Source organism: Escherichia sp. F1, from assembly GCF_046764225.1.
Classification (GTDB): Bacteria; Pseudomonadota; Gammaproteobacteria; order Enterobacterales; family Enterobacteriaceae; genus Escherichia; species Escherichia coli.
In genome coordinates, this window is record NZ_CP177202.1 from 1,109,269 (window position 1) to 1,129,090 (window position 19,822).

Genomic DNA, 19,822 nt, shown 5'->3' on the forward strand with positions numbered 1-19,822 from the left:
AGTATAACCACATCTGTTAAATCAATGCCGATTTATCAATTCCCAGTCGCTTCATCCGTGACAGCAGAGTCGTGCGTTTCAGCCCTAGACGTTGCGCAGCGCCTTTAGGCCCGGCAACCACGCCGTTGGTTTCTTTCAGCACGCGAACAATCAACTGATATTCATCTTCGCCCTCCTGGGCGACAACCGTTGCGGCAGGCGGCGTTTCTGGTTCCGGTAAAACAATATCTGGCAGTGACAGCTGCAGCACGTTGCCGCGTGTTAGCAATACCGCGCGCTCAATGACGTTTTCCAGTTCGCGTACGTTACCCGGCCACTCCATGTTGCTCAGGATGCGCAGCGTCTCGGCAGGAATGCTGTCGATATTGCGCCCCAGACGACGGGCAATTTTGAAGGTAAAGGCTTTCGCCAGCAGCGGAATATCTTCCGGACGCTCGCGTAGTGGCGGCAGGTGAATCGGGAATACATTCAGGCGGTAATAGAGATCGCTACGGAACTCACGGTCGGCGACCATTTTTTTCAGATCGCGGTTAGTCGCGGCAATTAAACGCACGTCCGTCTGAATGATTTTGTTGCTGCCGAGACGTTCAAACTCCTGTTCCTGTAATACACGCAGCAACTTCGGCTGTAACTCCAGTGGCATATCGCCCACTTCGTCGAGGAACAGGGAGCTTTTATCCGCCAGTTCAAAACGACCAATGCGCTGGGCGCTGGCACCGGTAAAAGCCCCACGCTCATGACCAAACAGATCGCTCTCCAGCAATCCGGCAGGCATCGCCGCGCAGTTCATTTTTACCATGCGGCGATTATTACGCCCACTGAGATTATGGATCGCGCGGGCAATCAGCTCTTTACCTGTACCAGTTTCACCGAGGATCAGCACGGTACTGTCACTTTGCGCCACCATTTCAACTTGTTTAAGTACGCTGTACATGGCTTCGCTGCGGCCAATAATCTCGCCAAATTCACTATCAACATTGTTGAGCTGCTCGGTCAGGGCGAGGTTTTCATCAACCAGCCGTTCTTTCAGACGATGAATTTCCTGATAGGCGAGGGCGTTATCGACAGCGATTGCCACACGTTCGGCAATCTGGCGCAGTAAGCTCAGATTGGTAGTGGTAAAGACTTTCTCTTCGCATTGCGCCAGTTTCAGCACGCCCAGCATGGTGTCGCCAGACATCAGCGGTAACAGGCACAAGGTTTGAATCTGGTTGCCCCAGGTGTCGAACAACATGCGTTCATAGGGGGCTAAATCGTCCCGCTCGTGGAGATTAATCAGCAGCATCTCTTTGCTTTTGAAGACGCGTTCGGTGAGGGTTCCGGCTTCATCGACTTCGCTCTGTTCGTGGGCGGGATGCTGTTTATCAAGATAGTGAGTGGAGTAGATGTTGAGTTTGTTTTTACGGTGGCTGCGTAAGACGATGCTGATATCGTCAATGTCGAAGTAGTAATGGATTTCTTTGGCGACTTCGCTGACCAGTTCGTCCATATCCAGGCGGGAAAGCACCGCGTTGGTAATGGCAACCAGGATGCGGAAGTTATCGCGCTCCCGGCATAACAACTCATAGTCGACATTATTGACGACGCGGCTCTGGATTTGTTCGGTGACGACAGAAACGATCTGCGTAAATGTTTGCAGACGATTGAACTCTTTTTCGCTCCAGGGGCGATCGTCATAACGAATAAATTCACAGCCACCAAAAATATGCCCTTCCGCCGCCAGTGGCATCAGGCAATAGTGACCAAATTTTGGGTATAGCCCACCTGCGGCCAGCTGCGGCCAGGTTTCACAAAATTCTTCGTAACTGCAATGCAGCGTATCAGGGCGCGACAAAATGCTGCGTACCGGACCGTGTGCCAGAACAGTTTCGTCTTCATATTTAATGGGGGTGTCTTTTTCACGCGACGCGTAATAAGACGCACGTTGAGTCTGCGCTTGCCACAACACAATAGCCGCGTTGTCGGCGAGCGCAGAACGCTTTACCAGTTGCGAAAGAGCCTCACACAGCGAGGCCAGATCGGGCTGCTGCAATAGTGTCCGAGTGATGTCGAACAACCCTTGTTGTCCGAGATCACTCATCGGTGTATATGACATTTTGTTCTTCCAGGAAAGCACCGCAAAGCGGTGCAAAAGGTCATTGACTAACTATAGGAGATTTAGAATTTTATTAGCATATACGCGGAAGCGGTTCGGCGTGCGGTAGATCGAGGGTTCGTTTCACGCCATACAGACCGGCAAGACGAACACCTTTACGTTCCACCACTTCACCAATCAGCGCCGCGTCTTTTCCCAGTGGATGGGAATGTAACGCTGCCAGCACTTGCTCTGCCGCGTTGCGTTCAACGGCGATCACCAGTTTGCCTTCGTTGGCAAAGTTAAGGGCGTCCAGTCCCAGCAGTTCGCAAACGCCGCGCACAGCAGGTTTAACCGGCAGTGCCGCTTCTGAAATTTCAATACCGCAACCGCAGGCTGCCGCGAACTCATGAACTACCGCGTTCACACCACCACGGGTGGCATCACGCAGCGCTTTCACGCCGGGAATGTCACGAAGCGTCTGAATAAGCGGCGTTAGTACCGCACAGTCGCTGACCAGTTCGCCATCCAGCCCCAGCTGCTCACGCAGGTTAAGGATAGTCGCCCCGTGGTCGCCGAGTGTACCGCTAACCAGCAATACATCGCCTGCGGTTAGCGTCTGTGCGCCCCAGTGAATATTCGCCGGAATTGCGCCCATGCCAGCGGTGTTGATAAACAGTTTATCTGCCGCGCCGCGCTGCACCACTTTAGTATCGCCAGTGACGATGGCAATGCCTGCCGCGCGGGCGGTTTCTGCCATGCTGGTCACTACGGCTTTCAGTGTCTCCATCGGCAATCCTTCTTCGAGGATAAAGCCACAGGAGAGATAGCGCGGAATAGCGCAACTGACCGCAACGTCATTCGCGGTTCCGCAAATCGCCAGCTTGCCGATATTACCGCCAGGAAAGAACAGCGGATCAATGACGTAACTGTCGGTGGAGAACGCCAGACGGTCGCCTTCCGCTACCAGCTGCGCCAGATCAAGACGTGCCTGATCTTCCTGCTCTGCCAGCCACGGGTTGGCAAAGGCTTCCATAAACAGGCTGTTGATTAATTGCTGCATCGCCTGGCCGCCGCTACCGTGGGCGAGTTGGATATTATTCACGCTTCACTCTCCTGCTGACGATACTGATACCACGCGGCGCACGCTCCTTCGGAGGAAACCATCAGCGCACCAAACGCGGTTTGAGGATTACAGGTGTTACCAAACAGCGGGCATTGATGCGGCTTACATTTGCCCGTTAATACTTCGCCACAACGTGCGCGCGGGTCATCGCAGACCTGCTGCGGTGCCGGGCGGAAATGCGCTTCGGCATCGAATCGTTGATAATCCGGCGTCAGGTGTACACCAGAAGATTCAATCACGCCTAAGCCGCGCCATTCGCTGTCGCCGTTGACACAGAACACATCGGCAATCGCCTGTTGCGCCAGCAGGTTACCGGCATCCGGCACCACCCGACGATACTGATTCTCTACCTTGCTGTGGGCCGCTATTTTCTGCTCCACCAGCATCACCACGCCTTGCAGTAGATCAAGGGGTTCGAAACCAGCGACCACCAGCGGACGATGAAAATCGCTGGTGATAAAATTATAGGCATCAGTGCCGATAACCATACTAACGTGACCGGGCGCAAGAAACGCGTCGATACCGTTATCCGGCTCTTCCAGCAAACTGCGCAGCGTCGGGATAAGCGTAATATGCTGGCAGAAGAAGTAAAAATTCTGCACATCACGCGCTTTCGCCTGTTGCAGAGTGATGGCCGTCGTCGGCATGGTGGTTTCAAAACCTAAGCCGAAGAACACCACTTTGCGGGTTGGATTCTCCTGCGCCAGTTTCAACGCATCCATCGGCGAGTAAACGATGCGCACATCGGCACCGCGTGCTTTTGCCTGCAACAGCGATCCCTGTTTCCCCGGCACGCGCATGGCGTCGCCAAAGGTACAGAAGATGACTTCCGGATGGCTGGCAATCTCCACGCAGGTGTCGATTCTACCCATCGGCAGTACACACACCGGGCAACCGGGACCGTGGATAAACTCAACGTTTTCCGGCAGCAACTGGTCGAGGCCGAATTTAAAAATGGCGTGGGTATGACCACCGCACACTTCCATAATCCGCAGAGGGCGTTCGGCGGTGTAAGAGAGATGTGAAGCACGTTCGCGCAGATGCTCAATTAACTGCATCACCTGTTCCGGCGAGCGATATTCATCAACAAAACGCATTATTTTTCCTCGCCATACAACAGCGCACCGACATCCGGCTCAACGTCAAACATGTTTTGTAAGGCGTCGAGAGTGTCGCGCGCTTCGGCTTCATTAATTACGCTCATGGCAAAGCCAACGTGAACCAGTACCCACTGGCCTACGCGTGGCTGACCGTTTTCATCGCAGCTACTGACTAACGTTAAATCGACATCGCGCTGAATGCCGCAGACGTCGACTTTCGCCTGGTTGCCGTCAATGGTGCGGATCTGGCCGGGAACGCCTATGCACATCGCTGTGTCTCCAGCCAGTTCAGCCACTGGTCCATCCCTTCGCCGCTGGTGGCGGAAATAAGGATGATTTCAATTTCTGGATTGACTTCGCGGGCGCAGGCGATGCACTTCTCAACGTCAAAGTTGAGATACGGCAACAGGTCAACTTTGTTGAGCAGCATCAGCGAGGCGGCGGCAAACATATGCGGATATTTCAGCGGTTTGTCTTCACCTTCGGTAACGGAAAGCACCGCCACTTTGTGTTTTTCACCGAGATCGAAGCTGGCCGGGCAAACGAGGTTACCAACGTTTTCGATAAACAGAATACCGTTATCGTCCAGTGGCAGGCGCGGCGCGGCGTCGGCAATCATCTGTGCGTCAAGATGGCAGCCTTTACCGGTGTTCACCTGAATCGCTGGCGTGCCGGTAGCACGAATGCGCGCGGCATCGTTCACGGTTTGCTGGTCGCCTTCAATAACTGCGCACGGAACGCTGTCTTTCAGGCGCATTAAGGTTTCCGTCAGCAGGGTGGTTTTACCGGAACCAGGGCTGGAAACCAGGTTGAGCACCAGTTGCTTGCGGGCAGCAAAGCGCGCGCGGTTGCGTTCAGCCAGACGGTTATTTTTGTCCAGCACGTCAATTTCGACTTCCAGCATCCGACGCTGGCTCATGCCCGGCGCGTGAGTACCCGCTTCGCCATGACCGTAATGCAGGTCGCCTTCTTCAGTCTGGCTGGGGGTAAATTCAGGCGTTTTAATGCCGGTGATTTTCATCTTCGGGCGTGCCGCCGGGGCAAATGGCGCGCTACGAAACGCGGAATGAGGGTTATGTTCATCACCCTCGATATACAGGTTGCCTTCACCGCAACCGCATGTTGTACACATCGCTCACTCCTGGTCTATTTCTATCCGCCGAATCTGTAAACCGTCGTCTGCCACAATCTGTAGCATGTCACCATGACACTGTGGACAGCGGCGGACGCGCTGGGTCAGTAGCGTCACATACTGTTGGCATGTTTCACACCAGCATTCGGCCTCTTGTTCTTCGAGGTGCAGTTTACAACCTTCCGCCACGCTGCCGCGGCAAACCAGATCAAAACAAAAGGCAAGAGAGGTGGTTTCGACACAAGAAAATGCGCCAATTTTGAGCCAGACCCCAGTTACGCGTTTTGCGCCGTGTTTTGCGGCCTGCTGTTCGATCAATTCCAGTGCCCGTTGGCAGAGGGTTATTTCGTGCATATCGCCTCCCATTAACTATTGCCAGCTACAAGCAATAATTGTGCCAGTGTTGATTATCCCTGCGGTGAATAATGTCGATGATGTCGAAATGACACGTCGACACGGCGACGAAATTCATCTTTAGCTTAAAAATCGCTTTAATAACAATAAATTAAAAGTTGGCACAAAAAATGCTTAAAGCTGGCATCTCTGTTAAACGGGTAACCTGACAATGACTATTTGGGAAATAAGCGAGAAAGCCGATTACATCGCACAGCGGCATCGTCGCCTACAGGACCAGTGGCACATCTACTGCAATTCGCTGGTTCAGGGGATCACGTTATCGAAAGCGCGCCTGCATCACGCCATGAGCTGCGCGCCGGACAAAGAACTCTGTTTCGTCCTTTTTGAACATTTTCGTATTTACGTCACCCTGGCGGATGGCTTTAACAGCCACACCATCGAGTATTACGTCGAAACAAAAGATGGTGAAGACAAACAGCGGATTGCGCAGGCGCAACTGAGCATTGACGGCATGATTGATGGCAAGGTCAACATCCGCGATCGCGAACAGGTTCTGGAACACTATCTCGAAAAAATCGCTGGCGTTTACGACAGCTTATACACCGCCATTGAAAACAATGTGCCGGTGAATTTAAGCCAACTGGTAAAGGGACAAAGCCCGGCAGCATGAGCTGAGGCTTTGCCCGTTTTGCAGGCGTTACGCCTGTTTGGGGATGGGCGTGTCGATGAGTGTCGAAAATGACATTTCATCGGCATGTTTTCGTCAAAAATGACAATCACCTGAGGAATGCCTGGTGAATCGTTTTGTAATTGCTGACTCCACGCTCTGTATCGGCTGCCACACCTGTGAGGCCGCCTGTTCAGAGACGCATCGCCAGCACGGCCTGCAATCAATGCCGCGCCTGCGAGTGATGCTCAATGAAAAAGAATCTGCGCCGCAGCTCTGTCACCACTGTGAAGATGCGCCCTGTGCGGTGGTTTGCCCGGTTAACGCCATCACCCGCGTTGATGGGGCCGTGCAGTTGAATGAAAGTCTGTGCGTAAGCTGCAAACTGTGCGGCATCGCCTGCCCGTTTGGCGCAATTGAATTTTCCGGCAGCCGTCCGCTGGATATTCCGGCAAACGCCAATACCCCGAAAGCGCCACCGGCACCGCCTGCTCCGGCGCGTGTCAGCACATTGCTTGACTGGGTGCCAGGTATTCGCGCGATCGCCGTCAAATGTGACCTTTGTAGTTTTGATGAACAAGGTCCGGCCTGCGTGCGGATGTGCCCGACTAAAGCCCTGCATCTGGTGGATAACACCGATATCGCCCGCGTCAGCAAACGTAAGCGTGAGCTGACTTTTAACACGGACTTTGGCGATCTCACCTTGTTTCAGCAGGCTCAAAGTGGAGAGGCTAAATGAGCGCAATTTCCCTGATCAATAGCGGCGTGGCGTGGTTTGCCGCCGCCGCTGTTCTGGCATTTCTCTTTTCTTTTCAAAAGGCGCTGAGTGGCTGGATAGCCGGAATTGGCGGCGCGGTGGGTAGCCTGTATACGGCAGCCGCGGGCTTCACTGTGCTGACTGGTGCGGTTGGCGTGAGCGGTGCGCTGTCGCTGGTAAGCTACGATGTGCAAATCTCTCCGCTTAACGCGATTTGGCTGATTACGCTCGGCCTGTGCGGTCTGTTTGTCAGCCTCTACAACATTGACTGGCATCGCCACGCGCAGGTGAAATGCAACGGCTTGCAGATCAATATGTTGATGGCTGCCGCCGTCTGTGCCGTCATCGCCAGCAACCTCGGCATGTTCGTGGTAATGGCCGAAATCATGGCCCTGTGTGCGGTGTTCCTCACCAGCAACAGCAAAGAGGGCAAACTGTGGTTTGCGCTGGGGCGTCTTGGCACTCTGCTGCTGGCGATTGCCTGCTGGCTGCTGTGGCAGCGTTACGGCACGCTGGATCTGCGCCTGCTGGATATGCGTATGCAACAGCTGCCGCTCGGTTCCGATATCTGGCTGCTCGGTGTGATTGGCTTTGGCCTGCTGGCCGGGATTATTCCGCTGCACGGCTGGGTGCCACAGGCACATGCCAACGCCTCTGCGCCAGCTGCCGCGTTGTTTTCCACGGTAGTCATGAAAATTGGCCTGCTGGGCATTTTAACCCTGTCACTGCTGGGCGGTAATGCACCGCTGTGGTGGGGGATCGCGCTGCTGGTGCTCGGTATGATCACCGCGTTTGTCGGCGGTCTGTATGCGTTGATGGAACATAATATCCAACGTCTGCTGGCTTACCACACCCTGGAGAATATCGGCATTATCCTGCTGGGGCTGGGCGCTGGCGTAACGGGTATCGCGCTAGAACAACCGGCGCTGATTGCCCTTGGTCTGGTCGGTGGTTTGTACCATCTGCTTAACCATAGCCTGTTCAAAAGCGTACTGTTCCTCGGGGCGGGGAGCGTCTGGTTCCGTACCGGGCATCGCGATATCGAAAAACTTGGCGGTATTGGCAAGAAAATGCCGGTTATCTCCATCGCCATGTTAGTCGGGCTGATGGCAATGGCTGCGCTGCCGCCGCTGAACGGGTTTGCCGGGGAATGGGTTATCTATCAATCCTTCTTCAAACTGAGCAATAGTGGCGCGTTTGTTGCCCGTCTGCTGGGGCCGCTGCTCGCTGTGGGGCTGGCAATTACCGGTGCGCTGGCGGTGATGTGTATGGCGAAAGTCTATGGCGTCACGTTCCTCGGCGCGCCGCGTACCAAAGAAGCCGAAAACGCCACCTGTGCGCCGCTCCTGATGAGCGTAAGCGTGGTGGCACTGGCGATTTGCTGCGTCATTGGCGGTGTTGCTGCGCCGTGGCTGCTGCCGATGCTCTCTGCTGCTGTACCTCTGCCGCTGGAGCCTGCTAACACCACCGTTTCTCAACCCATGATCACATTGCTGCTGATTGCCTGCCCGCTGCTGCCATTCATCATTATGGCGATTTGCAAAGGCGATCGTTTGCCGTCGCGTTCCCGCGGCGCGGCCTGGGTGTGCGGCTACGACCATGAAAAATCAATGGTGATTACTGCTCACGGTTTTGCCATGCCGGTGAAACAGGCGTTTGCGCCGGTGCTGAAACTGCGCAAATGGCTGAATCCGGTGTCGCTGGTACCGGGCTGGCAGTGCGAGGGGAGTGCGTTGCTGTTCCGCCGGATGGCGCTGGTTGAACTGGCGGTACTGGTGGTGATTATTGTTTCACGAGGAGCCTGAGAATGAGTGTTTTATATCCGTTAATTCAGGCGCTGGTGTTATTTGCCGTTGCGCCGCTGCTCTCCGGTATAACCCGCGTGGCGCGCGCCCGCTTGCATAACCGTCGCGGGCCGGGCGTGTTGCAGGAGTATCGCGACATTATCAAACTGCTGGGTCGCCAGAGCGTTGGCCCGGATGCCTCCGGCTGGGTGTTCCGCCTGACGCCGTATGTGATGGTGGGCGTCATGCTGACTATCGCTACTGCGCTGCCGGTGGTGACCGTTGGTTCTCCGCTGCCGCAACTGGGCGATTTGATCACCTTACTGTATCTCTTTGCCATCGCGCGTTTCTTCTTTGCCATTTCCGGTCTGGATACCGGTAGCCCGTTTACTGCTATCGGCGCGAGCCGTGAAGCGATGCTTGGCGTGCTGGTCGAACCGATGCTGCTGCTTGGTCTGTGGGTTGCCGCACAGGTTGCCGGTTCCACCAACATCAGCAACATCACCGACACCGTTTATCACTGGCCGCTGAGCCAGAGCATCCCGCTGGTGCTGGCGCTTTGTGCCTGTGCGTTCGCCACTTTTATCGAAATGGGCAAACTGCCGTTCGACCTGGCGGAAGCCGAGCAGGAGTTGCAGGAAGGTCCGCTCTCCGAATACAGCGGTAGCGGCTTTGGCGTCATGAAATGGGGTATCAGCCTGAAACAGCTGGTGGTGTTGCAGATGTTCGTCGGGGTGTTTATTCCGTGGGGACAAATGGAAACCTTCACCGCTGGTGGACTGCTGCTGGCGCTGGTGATTGCCATCGTCAAACTGGTGGTTGGCGTCCTGGTTATCGCGCTGTTCGAAAACAGCATGGCCCGTCTGCGTCTTGATATTACTCCGCGCATTACCTGGGCTGGGTTTGGCTTTGCATTTTTAGCGTTCGTCTCCTTGCTGGCGGCGTGATTAAAGAGAGTTTGAGCATGTCTGAAGAAAAATTAGGTCAACATTATCTCGCCGCGCTGAATGAGGCATTTCCGGGCGTCGTGCTGGATCACGCCTGGCAGACCAAAGATCAGCTGACCGTGACCGTGAAGGTGAACTACCTGCCGGAAGTGGTGGAGTTTCTCTACTACAAGCAGGGGGGCTGGCTGTCGGTGCTGTTTGGTAACGACGAACGCAAACTGAATGGTCATTACGCCGTTTATTACGTGCTGTCGATGGAGAAGGGCACTAAGTGCTGGATCACGGTTCGCGTCGAAGTTGACGCCAACAAACCGGAATATCCGTCCGTGACACCGCGCGTTCCGGCGGCGGTGTGGGGCGAGCGCGAAGTGCGCGATATGTACGGTTTGATTCCGGTTGGTCTGCCAGATGAACGCCGTCTGGTGCTGCCGGATGACTGGCCGGATGAACTTTATCCGCTGCGTAAAGACAGCATGGATTATCGTCAGCGTCCGGCACCGACTACCGATGCTGAAACCTACGAGTTCATCAACGAACTGGGCGACAAGAAAAACAATGTCGTGCCGATTGGTCCGCTGCACGTCACTTCCGACGAACCGGGTCACTTCCGTCTGTTCGTCGATGGCGAAAACATTATCGACGCCGACTACCGCCTGTTCTATGTCCATCGCGGCATGGAAAAACTGGCGGAAACCCGCATGGGTTACAACGAAGTGACCTTCCTCTCTGACCGTGTGTGCGGGATCTGCGGCTTTGCTCACAGCACCGCCTACACCACGTCGGTGGAAAACGCGATGGGTATTCAGGTGCCAGAACGTGCGCAGATGATCCGCGCCATTCTGCTGGAGGTAGAACGCCTGCACTCGCATCTGCTCAACCTCGGCCTCGCCTGTCACTTTACCGGCTTCGACTCCGGCTTTATGCAGTTCTTCCGCGTGCGTGAAACCTCCATGAAAATGGCAGAGATCCTTACCGGTGCACGTAAAACCTACGGCCTGAACCTGATCGGCGGGATTCGTCGCGATCTGCTGAAAGACGACATGATCCAGACCCGCCAGCTGGCACAACAGATGCGTCGTGAAGTGCAGGAGCTGGTGGATGTGCTGCTGAGCACACCGAACATGGAACAGCGCACCGTCGGCATTGGTCGTCTGGACCCGGAAATTGCCCGCGACTTCAGTAACGTTGGCCCGATGGTCCGCGCCAGCGGACACGCTCGCGATACCCGCGCCGATCACCCGTTTGTTGGTTATGGCCTGCTGCCAATGGAAGTCCACAGCGAGCAGGGCTGCGACGTTATTTCCCGTCTGAAAGTGCGTATCAACGAAGTCTATACCGCGCTGAACATGATCGACTACGGTCTGGATAACCTGCCGGGTGGTCCGCTGATGGTGGAAGGCTTTACCTACATTCCGCACCGTTTCGCGCTGGGCTTTGCCGAAGCGCCGCGCGGCGACGATATCCACTGGAGCATGACCGGCGACAACCAGAAGCTGTACCGCTGGCGCTGCCGTGCCGCGACCTACGCGAACTGGCCGACCCTGCGCTACATGCTGCGCGGCAACACCGTTTCCGATGCGCCGCTGATTATCGGTAGCCTGGACCCTTGCTACTCCTGTACCGACCGCATGACCGTGGTCGATGTGCGTAAGAAGAAGAGCAAAGTGGTGCCGTACAAAGAACTCGAGCGTTACAGCATTGAGCGTAAAAACTCGCCGCTGAAATAAGGAATCGCCATGTTTACCTTTATCAAAAAAGTCATCAAAACCGGCACGGCGACCTCGTCTTATCCGCTGGAGCCGATTGCGGTTGATAAAAACTTCCGTGGTAAGCCAGAGCAGAACCCGCAGCAGTGCATCGGCTGCGCGGCCTGCGTCAATGCCTGCCCGTCAAACGCCTTAACGGTTGAAACCGACCTCGCCACAGGAGAGCTTGCGTGGGAGTTCAATCTTGGACGCTGCATCTTCTGTGGACGCTGCGAAGAAGTCTGCCCGACGGCGGCGATCAAACTGTCACAAGAGTACGAACTGGCTGTGTGGAAGAAAGAAGACTTCCTGCAACAGTCCCGTTTCGCGCTGTGTAACTGCCGCGTCTGCAATCGTCCTTTTGCCGTTCAGAAAGAGATCGACTACGCCATTGCGCTGCTTAAGCACAACGGCGACAGCCGCGCGGAAAACCACCGCGAAAGCTTTGAGACTTGCCCGGAATGTAAGCGCCAGAAATGCCTGGTGCCGTCCGACCGTATTGAACTGACTCGCCATATGAAAGAGGCCATCTGATGAGCAATTTATTAGGCCCCCGTGACGCCAACGGCATTCCGGTCCCGATGACGGTGGATGAATCCATCGCCAGCATGAAGGCGTCGTTACTGAAAAAAATCAAACGTTCTGCCTACGTTTACCGCGTGGACTGCGGCGGCTGCAACGGCTGCGAAATCGAAATTTTCGCCACTTTGTCGCCGCTGTTCGATGCAGAACGCTTCGGCATTAAAGTCGTTCCTTCACCGCGTCATGCGGATATTTTACTGTTTACCGGCGCGGTCACCCGTGCAATGCGATCCCCTGCGCTGCGTGCGTGGCAGTCCGCGCCGGACCCGAAAATCTGTATCTCCTACGGTGCCTGCGGTAACAGTGGCGGGATCTTCCACGATCTCTACTGCGTGTGGGGCGGTACGGATAAAATCGTCCCGGTGGATGTCTACATTCCGGGCTGCCCGCCAACGCCTGCCGCTACGCTATACGGCTTTGCAATGGCGCTCGGCCTGCTGGAGCAGAAAATTCACGCCCGTGGGCCGGGTGAGCAGGATGAACAACCGGCAGAAATTCTGCATGGCGATATGGTGCAGCCGCTGCGCGTGAAAGTGGATCGCGAAGCACGCCGCCTGGCGGGTTATCGTTACGGTCGTCAGATTGCCGATGATTACCTTACACAGTTAGGGCAGGGCGAAGAACAGGTTGCACGCTGGCTGGAAGCGGAAAACGATCCGCGTCTGAACGAGATTGTCAGCCATCTGAATCATGTTGTTGAAGAGGCGCGTATCCGATGAGTGAAAAGGTGGTGTTCAGTCAACTGAGCCGTAAATTTATTGATGAGAACGATGCCACGCCCGCCGAGGCGCAGCAGGTGGTCTATTACAGCCTGGCGATTGGTCACCACCTTGGGGTTATCGATTGCCTGGAAGCGGCGCTCACCTGTCCGTGGGATGAATATCTGGCATGGATTGCCACTCTGGAGGCGGGCAGCGAAGCCCGCCGCAAAATGGAAGGCGTGCCGAAATATGGTGAGATTGTCATCGACATTAACCATGTGCCGATGCTGGCCAACGCATTCGATAAAGCCCGGGCAGCGCAAACTTCGCAGCAGAAGGAATGGAGTACAATGCTGTTAAGTATGCTGCATGATATTCATCAGGAAAACGCCATCTATTTGATGGTGAGGAGATTGCGTGACTGACGTTTTACTCTGTGTTGGCAATAGCATGATGGGCGATGATGGCGCAGGCCCGCTACTGGCGGAAAAGTGCGCCGCCGCGCCGAAAGGTCACTGGGTGGTGATTGACGGCGGTAGTGCACCGGAAAACGACATTGTCGCTATTCGCGAACTGCGCCCGACACGACTGCTGATTGTCGACGCCACGGATATGGGGCTAAACCCCGGCGAGATCCGCATCATCGATCCGGATGATATCGCCGAGATGTTTATGATGACTACCCATAACATGCCGTTGAACTACCTTATCGACCAGTTAAAAGAAGACATTGGCGAAGTGATTTTCCTCGGCATCCAGCCGGATATCGTCGGCTTTTACTACCCGATGACCCAGCCGATTAAAGATGCGGTAGAAACCGTTTATCAACGACTGGAAGGCTGGGAAGGGAATGGCGGATTCGCGCAGTTAGCGGTGGAAGAAGAGTAGTTCGTAGACAAACATGTTCACGTTTTGGAATTTGGACGTGCAATTGTGACGTGTAGACGGGTGTTTACATATTGTGAACACCCGTGTGATCAACTACTATAGAAAAATAAATCCGAAGGAATGGTAGTCCAGGTTTAGTCATTCAGGCGCTAATAAGGAAGTTAAAATGCACATCATTTCGAAAGCGCCATTTGAAGAGTGTGCGCGCAAATATTCTAACGACGCTCTGGCTCTACACTCATTGTATCGGGTTATTAAGGAAACGGATTTTTCTACGCCAGAAGAAATGCGAACGGCGTTTCCCAACCTCGACAATTTTAAATATCGCAATAAATGGTACGTTCTGGATGTCGGCGGGAACAATCTTAGGGTTATTGCCTACATAAACTTTGTTAATAAGCGGTTCTTTGTGAAGCACATAACGAATCACGCAGAGTATGACAAACTGACACGTTACTACAGAGAGAACAAAGAATGACTGCTAATGCTGCACGCGCTGTTAAAGCAACAAGAGAACTGGTCAATGCAGTCCCCTTTCTGGGAGGTAGTGACTCAGAAGATGATTATCGTGAAGCACTGGAACTGGTCGAATATTTGATTGAAGAAGATGACACCAATCCACTTATCGACTTTCTGGCGAGCCGCATTGCAGAGTATGAAAACAACAACGAAAAGTTTGCAGAGTTCGACAAAGCCGTTGCTGCAATGCCGGTTGGCGTGGCGTTACTTCGTACGCTGATTGATCAACATAATCTGACCTATGCGGATTTGAAGAACGAAATCGGCTCTAAATCCCTGGTCAGTCAGATTTTGTCTGGACAACGATCCCTGACGATATCCCACATTAAGGCACTTTCAGCCCGATTTGGCGTTAAGCCGGAATGGTTTCTTTGATTTTTGACTGATGCCAAACGCCAGATTGCCCGATGCGCTGCGCTTATCGGACCTACCTGGTTCGTGCGACATGTAGGCCGGATAAGGCGTTCACGCCGCATCCGGCACGGTTACTTACTCTAAATCTTCACCATTACTGGCAATTACTTTTTTATACCACCAGAACGATTTCTTACGTGTGCGCGTCAGCGTGCCGTTGCCTACGTCGTCACGGTCTACGTAGACAAAACCGTAGCGTTTGCTCATTTCACCCGTTGAGGCGGAAACCAAATCAATACAGCCCCAGGTGGTGTAGCCCATCAGCGGAATGCCGTCTGCAATCGCTTCGCCCATTGCGCGGATATGTTCGCGTAAATAGCTGATGCGATAGTCATCGTTAATCTCACCGTTGGCAGCAAATTCATCTTTTGCGCCGAGGCCGTTTTCCACCAGAAACAGCGGCTTCTGATAACGGTCGTACATCATATTCATGGTGATACGCAGACCGAGTGGATCAATACCCCAGCCCCAGTCGCTTACCTGTAGATATGGGTTACGCAGCGATTTCACCACGTTCGCCGCACTGCTGTTGTTGGCGTTCATCTCCGCCGAGGCGCAGCGCGAGGCGTAATAGCTGAAGGAGACAAAATCGACGGTGTTTTTCAGGATTTCATCATCGCCCGGTGCTTTGTTGATGGTTACCCCTTTTTCGCGGAATACGCGGGCAGAGTAAGCCGGATACGCGCCCCGCGCCTGCACATCGATAAAAAACAGGTTTTCCCGATCTTTCTCCAGCGCCGCCCAGACATCTTCCGGTTTGCAACTGTAAGGGTAGAAGTTACCGCCCGCCAGCATACAGCCCACCTGATTTTGCGGGTTAACCTCATGGGCGATTTTGGTGGCTAGCGCACTGGCAACCAGCTGGTGATGCGCGGCCTGATATTTCACCTGATCCTGATTTTCACCTTCTTCAAACACCAGACCCGCGCCGGAGAACGGGCTATGCAACATAATGTTGATTTCATTGAAGGTGAGCCAGTATTTCACCAGACCATCAAATGCTTCAAAGCAGATTCTGGCGTAGCGGCTGAAAAACTCCACCAGCTTGCGGTTACGCCAGGAGCCATATTCGGTGACCAGATGCATCGGCACATCGAAGTGGCACAACGTGACCAGCGGTTCGATACCGTACTTTTTACACTCTTCAAAGACAGAACGGTAAAAAGCAATGCCCTGCTGGTTGGGCGTCAGTTCATCGCCCTGCGGGAAGAGGCGGCTCCAGGCAATTGAGGTACGGAACACTTTGAATCCCATCTCTGCCATCAGGGCGATATCTTCTTTATAACGATGATAAAAATCCGTCGCCTCATGGCTGGGATAAAACTCGTCATCGCGCAACTGAAAACGTTTTTCCAGCCCCAGTTTCACCGCCATTCGATGCTCGCCGTGCGGGATCATATCGACCGTGGTCAGTCCTTTGCCGCCTTCGCGGAACGCACCTTCAGACTGGTTGGCGGCCAGCGCGCCGCCCCATAAAAAACCTTCTGGAAATACTGACATTTTCATCCTCAATTAAGACTTACTTCTTTGGCGACGGTCGGTTGTACGCTCTGATGCTTTCGCGCCTGGGCAGCCGCTTCCTCAACAGGAATATCCTCAAAGCCGAGCAACAGTGTGAGGATAAACGACAGCACCACCGCCAGCGCCATGACCGCGAACACCCAGACGATGCTCATTGGATTCGCCGGATCGAAGAACTGCACGCTGGTAAATAGCCCCGGCGCTGCCATTGAGTGGCTGGCAAGCCCCGCCATACCGGCAACCGCGCCGCAAATAAAACCGCTGATAAGACTGGCGATAAGCGGACGTTTCAGTCGGATCGCCACGCCATATAACGCCGGTTCGGAAATCCCCGCCATAATGGCTGATGCCGCCGCAGCCAGCGCCGTCTGACGCAGTTCCGGGTTTTTCGTTTTCCACGCCACTGCCAGTGATGAACCGCCCAGCGACAGGTTAGCGCCGATCTCTGACGGCATGACCATCCCTTCTTTGCCGGTTTCGGCAATGGTCTGAATGATGGTTGGCGTAAAGACGCGGTGCATCCCGGTCATTACCAGCAGAGGCCACAGCGCGCCCATAATGGCGACTGAAAGCCAGCCCAGATAACCATGAATGGTGTAAACCAGCGCCGAAATGGCGCTACCGATCCAGATACCAATCGGGCCAATCAGCAGGATTGCCAGCGGTGCGGCAATCAACACAATCAGCATTGGCTTGAGGAAGTTTTTGGTCACCGCCGGGGTAATGCTGTCCACCCAGCGTTCGATATATGACAGGCACCAGGTCATCACCAGCGCCGGGATCACCGTGTAGGTGTATTTCACCGCGGTGACCGGGATCAGGGCAAATTCTACATGTTCACCCTGGGCCGCTTTCGCCATTAATTCAATAAAACTCGGATGTACCAGCACACCCGCGATGGCAATCGCCAGCGACATATTGGTTTTAAATTTGATGGCGGCAGATGCCGCGACCATTAGCGGCAGGAAGAAGAAAGCACCGTCACCAATCACATTCAGAATGGTTAAGGTCGGCGATCCTTTTGTCAGCACGCCGCTCATCTCGAGGATCATCGCCAGCAGTTTGACCATCGATCCGCCGATAATCGCCGGGATCAGCGGTGACATGGTGCCGATCAGCGCATCGAGGATCCCCGCACCAATGCGACGCAGCGTGAGTTTGGGTTTACCCACGGGCTGTGCGGGCTGCATATCTCCCGGCAGCAGGCTGACGACTTCCTGAAAGGCTTGTGAAACGGTATTGCCGATAATCACCTGACACTGGTTGTCACTACGTACCACGCCGAGCACGCCGGAGATGGTTTTCAACGTCGGACTGTCGATAAGCTGGTCATCTTTGATAACAAAGCGCAAACGTGTCATACAGTGCGTGACTGCCGAGATGTTATTAACGCCGCCCAGTGCCGCTATCACCGAGCGTGCCAGCGCCGCATAATTTTTGGCCATCGGATTTTATCCTGTTATCAGTAGGGTAGATGTAGTTGTTATCAGTCGACGTGACGGAAAAATGCCGATGCTGAAACGGAATTAGGAAACCGGTTTCACAAAATCATGAATAGTTGTCACTAAATAAGCAAGAGAGTTAATTGTTCATTTTTTATATTTGTGAAACCGGTCACCTGAATATTTTTCCCGCCGATTGCGCAAGGACAATCGGCAAACGGTGCAGTACACTGCGTTGATTGCGTGTAAAGGGATGAAAATGATGACGACGATGCTGGAAGTGGCGAAGCGCGCCGGGGTTTCAAAAGCGACCGTTTCCCGCGTGCTTTCAGGTAATGGCTACGTCAGCCAGGAGACTAAAGATCGCGTGTTTCAGGCGGTAGAAGAGAGCGGTTACCGCCCAAACTTGCTGGCGCGCAATCTGTCGGCGAAGAGTACTCAGACGCTGGGGCTGGTAGTGACCAACACGCTTTACCACGGCATTTATTTTAGTGAATTACTGTTTCATGCCGCGCGAATGGCGGAAGAGAAAGGGCGACAGTTGCTATTGGCAGATGGTAAACACAGCGCCGAAGAAGAGCGCCAGGCGATTCAGTATCTGCTGGATTTGCGCTGCGACGCCATTATGATTTACCCGCGTTTTTTAAGTGTGGATGAGATCGATGACATCATTGACGCGCACAGTCAGCCGATAATGGTGCTTAATCGCCGCCTGCGCAAAAATAGCAGCCATAGCGTCTGGTGCGATCATAAACAGACCAGCTTTAACGCCGTGGCAGAGTTGATAAACGCCGGACATCAGGAGATTGCTTTCCTTACCGGCTCGATGGATTCCCCCACCAGCATTGAACGTCTTGCCGGGTATAAAGACGCGCTGTCGCAGCATGGTATTGCGCTCAATGAAAAACTTATCGCTAACGGTAAATGGACGCCCGCCAGCGGGGCCGAAGGGGTAGAAACGTTGCTCGAACGTGGGGCTAAATTTAGCGCGTTAGTTGCCAGTAACGACGATATGGCGATAGGTGCGATGAAAGCGTTGCACGATCGCGGCGTAGCGGTGCCAGAGCAGGTGTCAGTTATCGGATTCGATGATATCGCTATTGCCCCCTACACTGTTCCGGCGCTCTCCAGCGTAAAAATTCCGGTAACTGAGATGATTCAGGAAATTATTGGACGGCTGATTTTTATGCTCGATGGCGGGGATTTCTCACCGCCGAAAACCTTCAGCGGAAAACTGATCCGCCGCGGCTCCCTCATTGCTCTTTCGCAATAAACATTGTCATCACATGTCATCGTCACTAGTGTCGATGACATCGTTTTTCCTGCATTACAGAATTTAATTTCCTTAAATAACAGTAAATTAAAAACTGGCATGATTTGTGAATGTATCGGCGCATTAACTGTCATTGCTGGAGAATTTGATGAACCGTTTCATCATTGCTGACGCGAGTAAATGTATTGGTTGCCGTACCTGTGAAGTGGCGTGCGTGGTTTCTCATCAGGAAAATCAGGACTGTGCATCGCTGACCCCGGAAACATTTTTACCGCGTATCCATGTCATTAAAGGTGTGAACATTTCCACGGCGACAGTTTGCCGTCAGTGTGAAGATGCACCGTGCGCTAACGTCTGCCCGAATGGTGCTATCAGCCGTGATAAAGGGTTTGTTCATGTCATGCAGGAACGTTGCATTGGTTGCAAAACCTGCGTTGTGGCTTGCCCGTATGGCGCGATGGAAGTGGTGGTACGTCCGGTGATTCGCAACAGCGGCGCAGGGCTTAACGTACGGGCTGACAAAGCCGAAGCCAATAAATGCGACCTCTGTAACCATCGTGAAGACGGCCCGGCGTGTATGGCTGCTTGCCCGACCCATGCGCTGATTTGTGTCGATCGTAATAAACTTGAACAACTGAGCGCAGAAAAACGCCGCCGTACGGCGCTGATGTTCTAAAAATCTTACAGAACTGTTCTGGCATCAAAGGAATTCCCGGAAATATTCGTAGAATACGGAGCGGGCGGTATCGCCGACCTGTGATTGCCGGATACGACGCTGTCGTGTCCGGCAGGG

21 protein-coding genes are annotated in these 19,822 nt (G+C 54.0%); 13 read left to right on the top strand and 8 right to left on the bottom strand.

Going from position 1 to position 19,822, the window contains the following annotated elements:
• Positions 1-16 precede the first annotated feature (16 nt).
• The 6 genes from flhA to hypA form a co-directional block, all read right to left on the bottom strand.
• Entirely contained in the window at positions 17-2,095 is a 2,079-nt protein-coding gene (gene flhA / locus ACK8NJ_RS05295; RefSeq protein WP_001389490.1) for a formate hydrogenlyase transcriptional activator FlhA, read from the bottom strand.
• A gap of 73 nt (positions 2,096-2,168) precedes the next feature.
• Entirely contained in the window at positions 2,169-3,179 is a 1,011-nt protein-coding gene (gene hypE / locus ACK8NJ_RS05300; protein ID WP_411962200.1) for a hydrogenase maturation carbamoyl dehydratase HypE, read from the bottom strand.
• Positions 3,176-4,297 carry a hydrogenase formation protein HypD gene (hypD, locus tag ACK8NJ_RS05305; protein WP_213850918.1) on the bottom strand — a complete coding sequence of 374 codons (1,122 nt, stop codon included), beginning with the start codon at positions 4,295-4,297 and terminating at the stop codon, positions 3,176-3,178. Before hypD ends, hypE begins: the two co-directional genes overlap by 4 nt.
• A complete protein-coding gene (gene hypC / locus ACK8NJ_RS05310) occupies positions 4,297-4,569 on the bottom strand; it encodes a hydrogenase 3 maturation protein HypC (protein WP_033805010.1) in 273 nt (90 codons plus the stop codon). The genes hypD and hypC overlap by 1 nt, the downstream gene beginning before the upstream one ends.
• Positions 4,560-5,432 (bottom strand): hydrogenase nickel incorporation protein HypB, encoded by an 873-nt coding sequence (hypB, locus tag ACK8NJ_RS05315; protein ID WP_000337682.1) that lies wholly within the window; start codon positions 5,430-5,432, stop codon positions 4,560-4,562. The genes hypC and hypB overlap by 10 nt, the downstream gene beginning before the upstream one ends.
• A gap of 3 nt (positions 5,433-5,435) precedes the next feature.
• The gene (gene hypA, locus ACK8NJ_RS05320) at positions 5,436-5,786 is read right to left on the bottom strand and encodes a hydrogenase maturation nickel metallochaperone HypA (RefSeq protein WP_213850919.1); all 351 of its coding nucleotides are present in this window, start codon (positions 5,784-5,786) and stop codon (positions 5,436-5,438) included.
• A gap of 211 nt (positions 5,787-5,997) precedes the next feature.
• On the opposite strand from hypA, the gene hycA reads away from it, so the two are divergent.
• The 11 genes from hycA to ACK8NJ_RS05375 all read left to right on the top strand — a co-directional run bounded on the left by hycA (position 5,998) and on the right by ACK8NJ_RS05375 (position 14,754).
• Positions 5,998-6,459: a formate hydrogenlyase regulator HycA gene (gene hycA, locus ACK8NJ_RS05325; protein ID WP_000158056.1), complete on the top strand. Its 462-nt coding sequence runs from the start codon at positions 5,998-6,000 to the stop codon at positions 6,457-6,459.
• Positions 6,460-6,583: 124 nt separating this feature from the next.
• Complete coding sequence (hycB, locus tag ACK8NJ_RS05330; protein WP_001079186.1) at positions 6,584-7,195, top strand: formate hydrogenlyase subunit HycB; 612 nt, start codon at positions 6,584-6,586, stop codon at positions 7,193-7,195.
• Positions 7,192-9,018: a formate hydrogenlyase subunit 3 gene (gene hycC, locus ACK8NJ_RS05335; protein ID WP_001274370.1), complete on the top strand. Its 1,827-nt coding sequence runs from the start codon at positions 7,192-7,194 to the stop codon at positions 9,016-9,018. Before hycB ends, hycC begins: the two co-directional genes overlap by 4 nt.
• Positions 9,019-9,020: 2 nt before the next feature.
• Entirely contained in the window at positions 9,021-9,944 is a 924-nt protein-coding gene (gene hycD / locus ACK8NJ_RS05340) for a formate hydrogenlyase subunit HycD (protein ID WP_000115224.1), read from the top strand.
• A 17-nt stretch (positions 9,945-9,961) separates the two neighbouring features.
• A complete protein-coding gene (gene hycE / locus ACK8NJ_RS05345) occupies positions 9,962-11,671 on the top strand; it encodes a formate hydrogenlyase subunit HycE (RefSeq protein ID WP_001288122.1) in 1,710 nt (569 codons plus the stop codon).
• Positions 11,672-11,680: 9 nt separating this feature from the next.
• Complete coding sequence (hycF, locus tag ACK8NJ_RS05350) at positions 11,681-12,223, top strand: formate hydrogenlyase subunit HycF (RefSeq protein ID WP_000493785.1); 543 nt, start codon at positions 11,681-11,683, stop codon at positions 12,221-12,223.
• The gene (gene hycG / locus ACK8NJ_RS05355; protein ID WP_000067401.1) at positions 12,223-12,990 is read left to right on the top strand and encodes a formate hydrogenlyase subunit HycG; all 768 of its coding nucleotides are present in this window, start codon (positions 12,223-12,225) and stop codon (positions 12,988-12,990) included. The genes hycF and hycG overlap by 1 nt, the downstream gene beginning before the upstream one ends.
• Entirely contained in the window at positions 12,987-13,397 is a 411-nt protein-coding gene (gene hycH / locus ACK8NJ_RS05360) for a formate hydrogenlyase assembly protein HycH (protein ID WP_001291918.1), read from the top strand. Before hycG ends, hycH begins: the two co-directional genes overlap by 4 nt.
• Positions 13,390-13,860, top strand: coding sequence for a hydrogenase maturation peptidase HycI (gene hycI, locus ACK8NJ_RS05365; RefSeq protein WP_000132947.1), 471 nt, complete (start codon positions 13,390-13,392; stop codon positions 13,858-13,860). The genes hycH and hycI overlap by 8 nt, the downstream gene beginning before the upstream one ends.
• Positions 13,861-14,026: 166 nt before the next feature.
• Positions 14,027-14,338, top strand: coding sequence for a type II toxin-antitoxin system HigB family toxin (locus tag ACK8NJ_RS05370; RefSeq protein ID WP_034173386.1), 312 nt, complete (start codon positions 14,027-14,029; stop codon positions 14,336-14,338).
• The gene (locus ACK8NJ_RS05375) at positions 14,335-14,754 is read left to right on the top strand and encodes a helix-turn-helix domain-containing protein (RefSeq protein ID WP_000126294.1); all 420 of its coding nucleotides are present in this window, start codon (positions 14,335-14,337) and stop codon (positions 14,752-14,754) included. Before ACK8NJ_RS05370 ends, ACK8NJ_RS05375 begins: the two co-directional genes overlap by 4 nt.
• Positions 14,755-14,868: 114 nt before the next feature.
• Here ACK8NJ_RS05375 and ascB read toward each other — a convergent pair whose 3' ends face one another.
• Positions 14,869-16,293 carry a 6-phospho-beta-glucosidase AscB gene (ascB, locus tag ACK8NJ_RS05380; protein ID WP_411962203.1) on the bottom strand — a complete coding sequence of 475 codons (1,425 nt, stop codon included), beginning with the start codon at positions 16,291-16,293 and terminating at the stop codon, positions 14,869-14,871.
• An 8-nt stretch (positions 16,294-16,301) separates the two neighbouring features.
• Positions 16,302-17,759 carry a PTS cellobiose/arbutin/salicin transporter subunit IIBC gene (ascF, locus tag ACK8NJ_RS05385; RefSeq protein WP_021564543.1) on the bottom strand — a complete coding sequence of 486 codons (1,458 nt, stop codon included), beginning with the start codon at positions 17,757-17,759 and terminating at the stop codon, positions 16,302-16,304.
• 259 nt (positions 17,760-18,018) lie between these two features.
• Here ascF and ascG point away from each other — a divergent pair, with 259 nt between their 5' ends.
• The gene (gene ascG, locus ACK8NJ_RS05390) at positions 18,019-19,029 is read left to right on the top strand and encodes a DNA-binding transcriptional regulator AscG (protein ID WP_411962510.1); all 1,011 of its coding nucleotides are present in this window, start codon (positions 18,019-18,021) and stop codon (positions 19,027-19,029) included.
• A 148-nt stretch (positions 19,030-19,177) separates the two neighbouring features.
• Positions 19,178-19,705, top strand: a complete 528-nt coding sequence (gene hydN, locus ACK8NJ_RS05395) for an electron transport protein HydN (protein WP_001078777.1) — start codon at positions 19,178-19,180, stop codon at positions 19,703-19,705.
• Positions 19,706-19,822 lie beyond the last annotated feature (117 nt).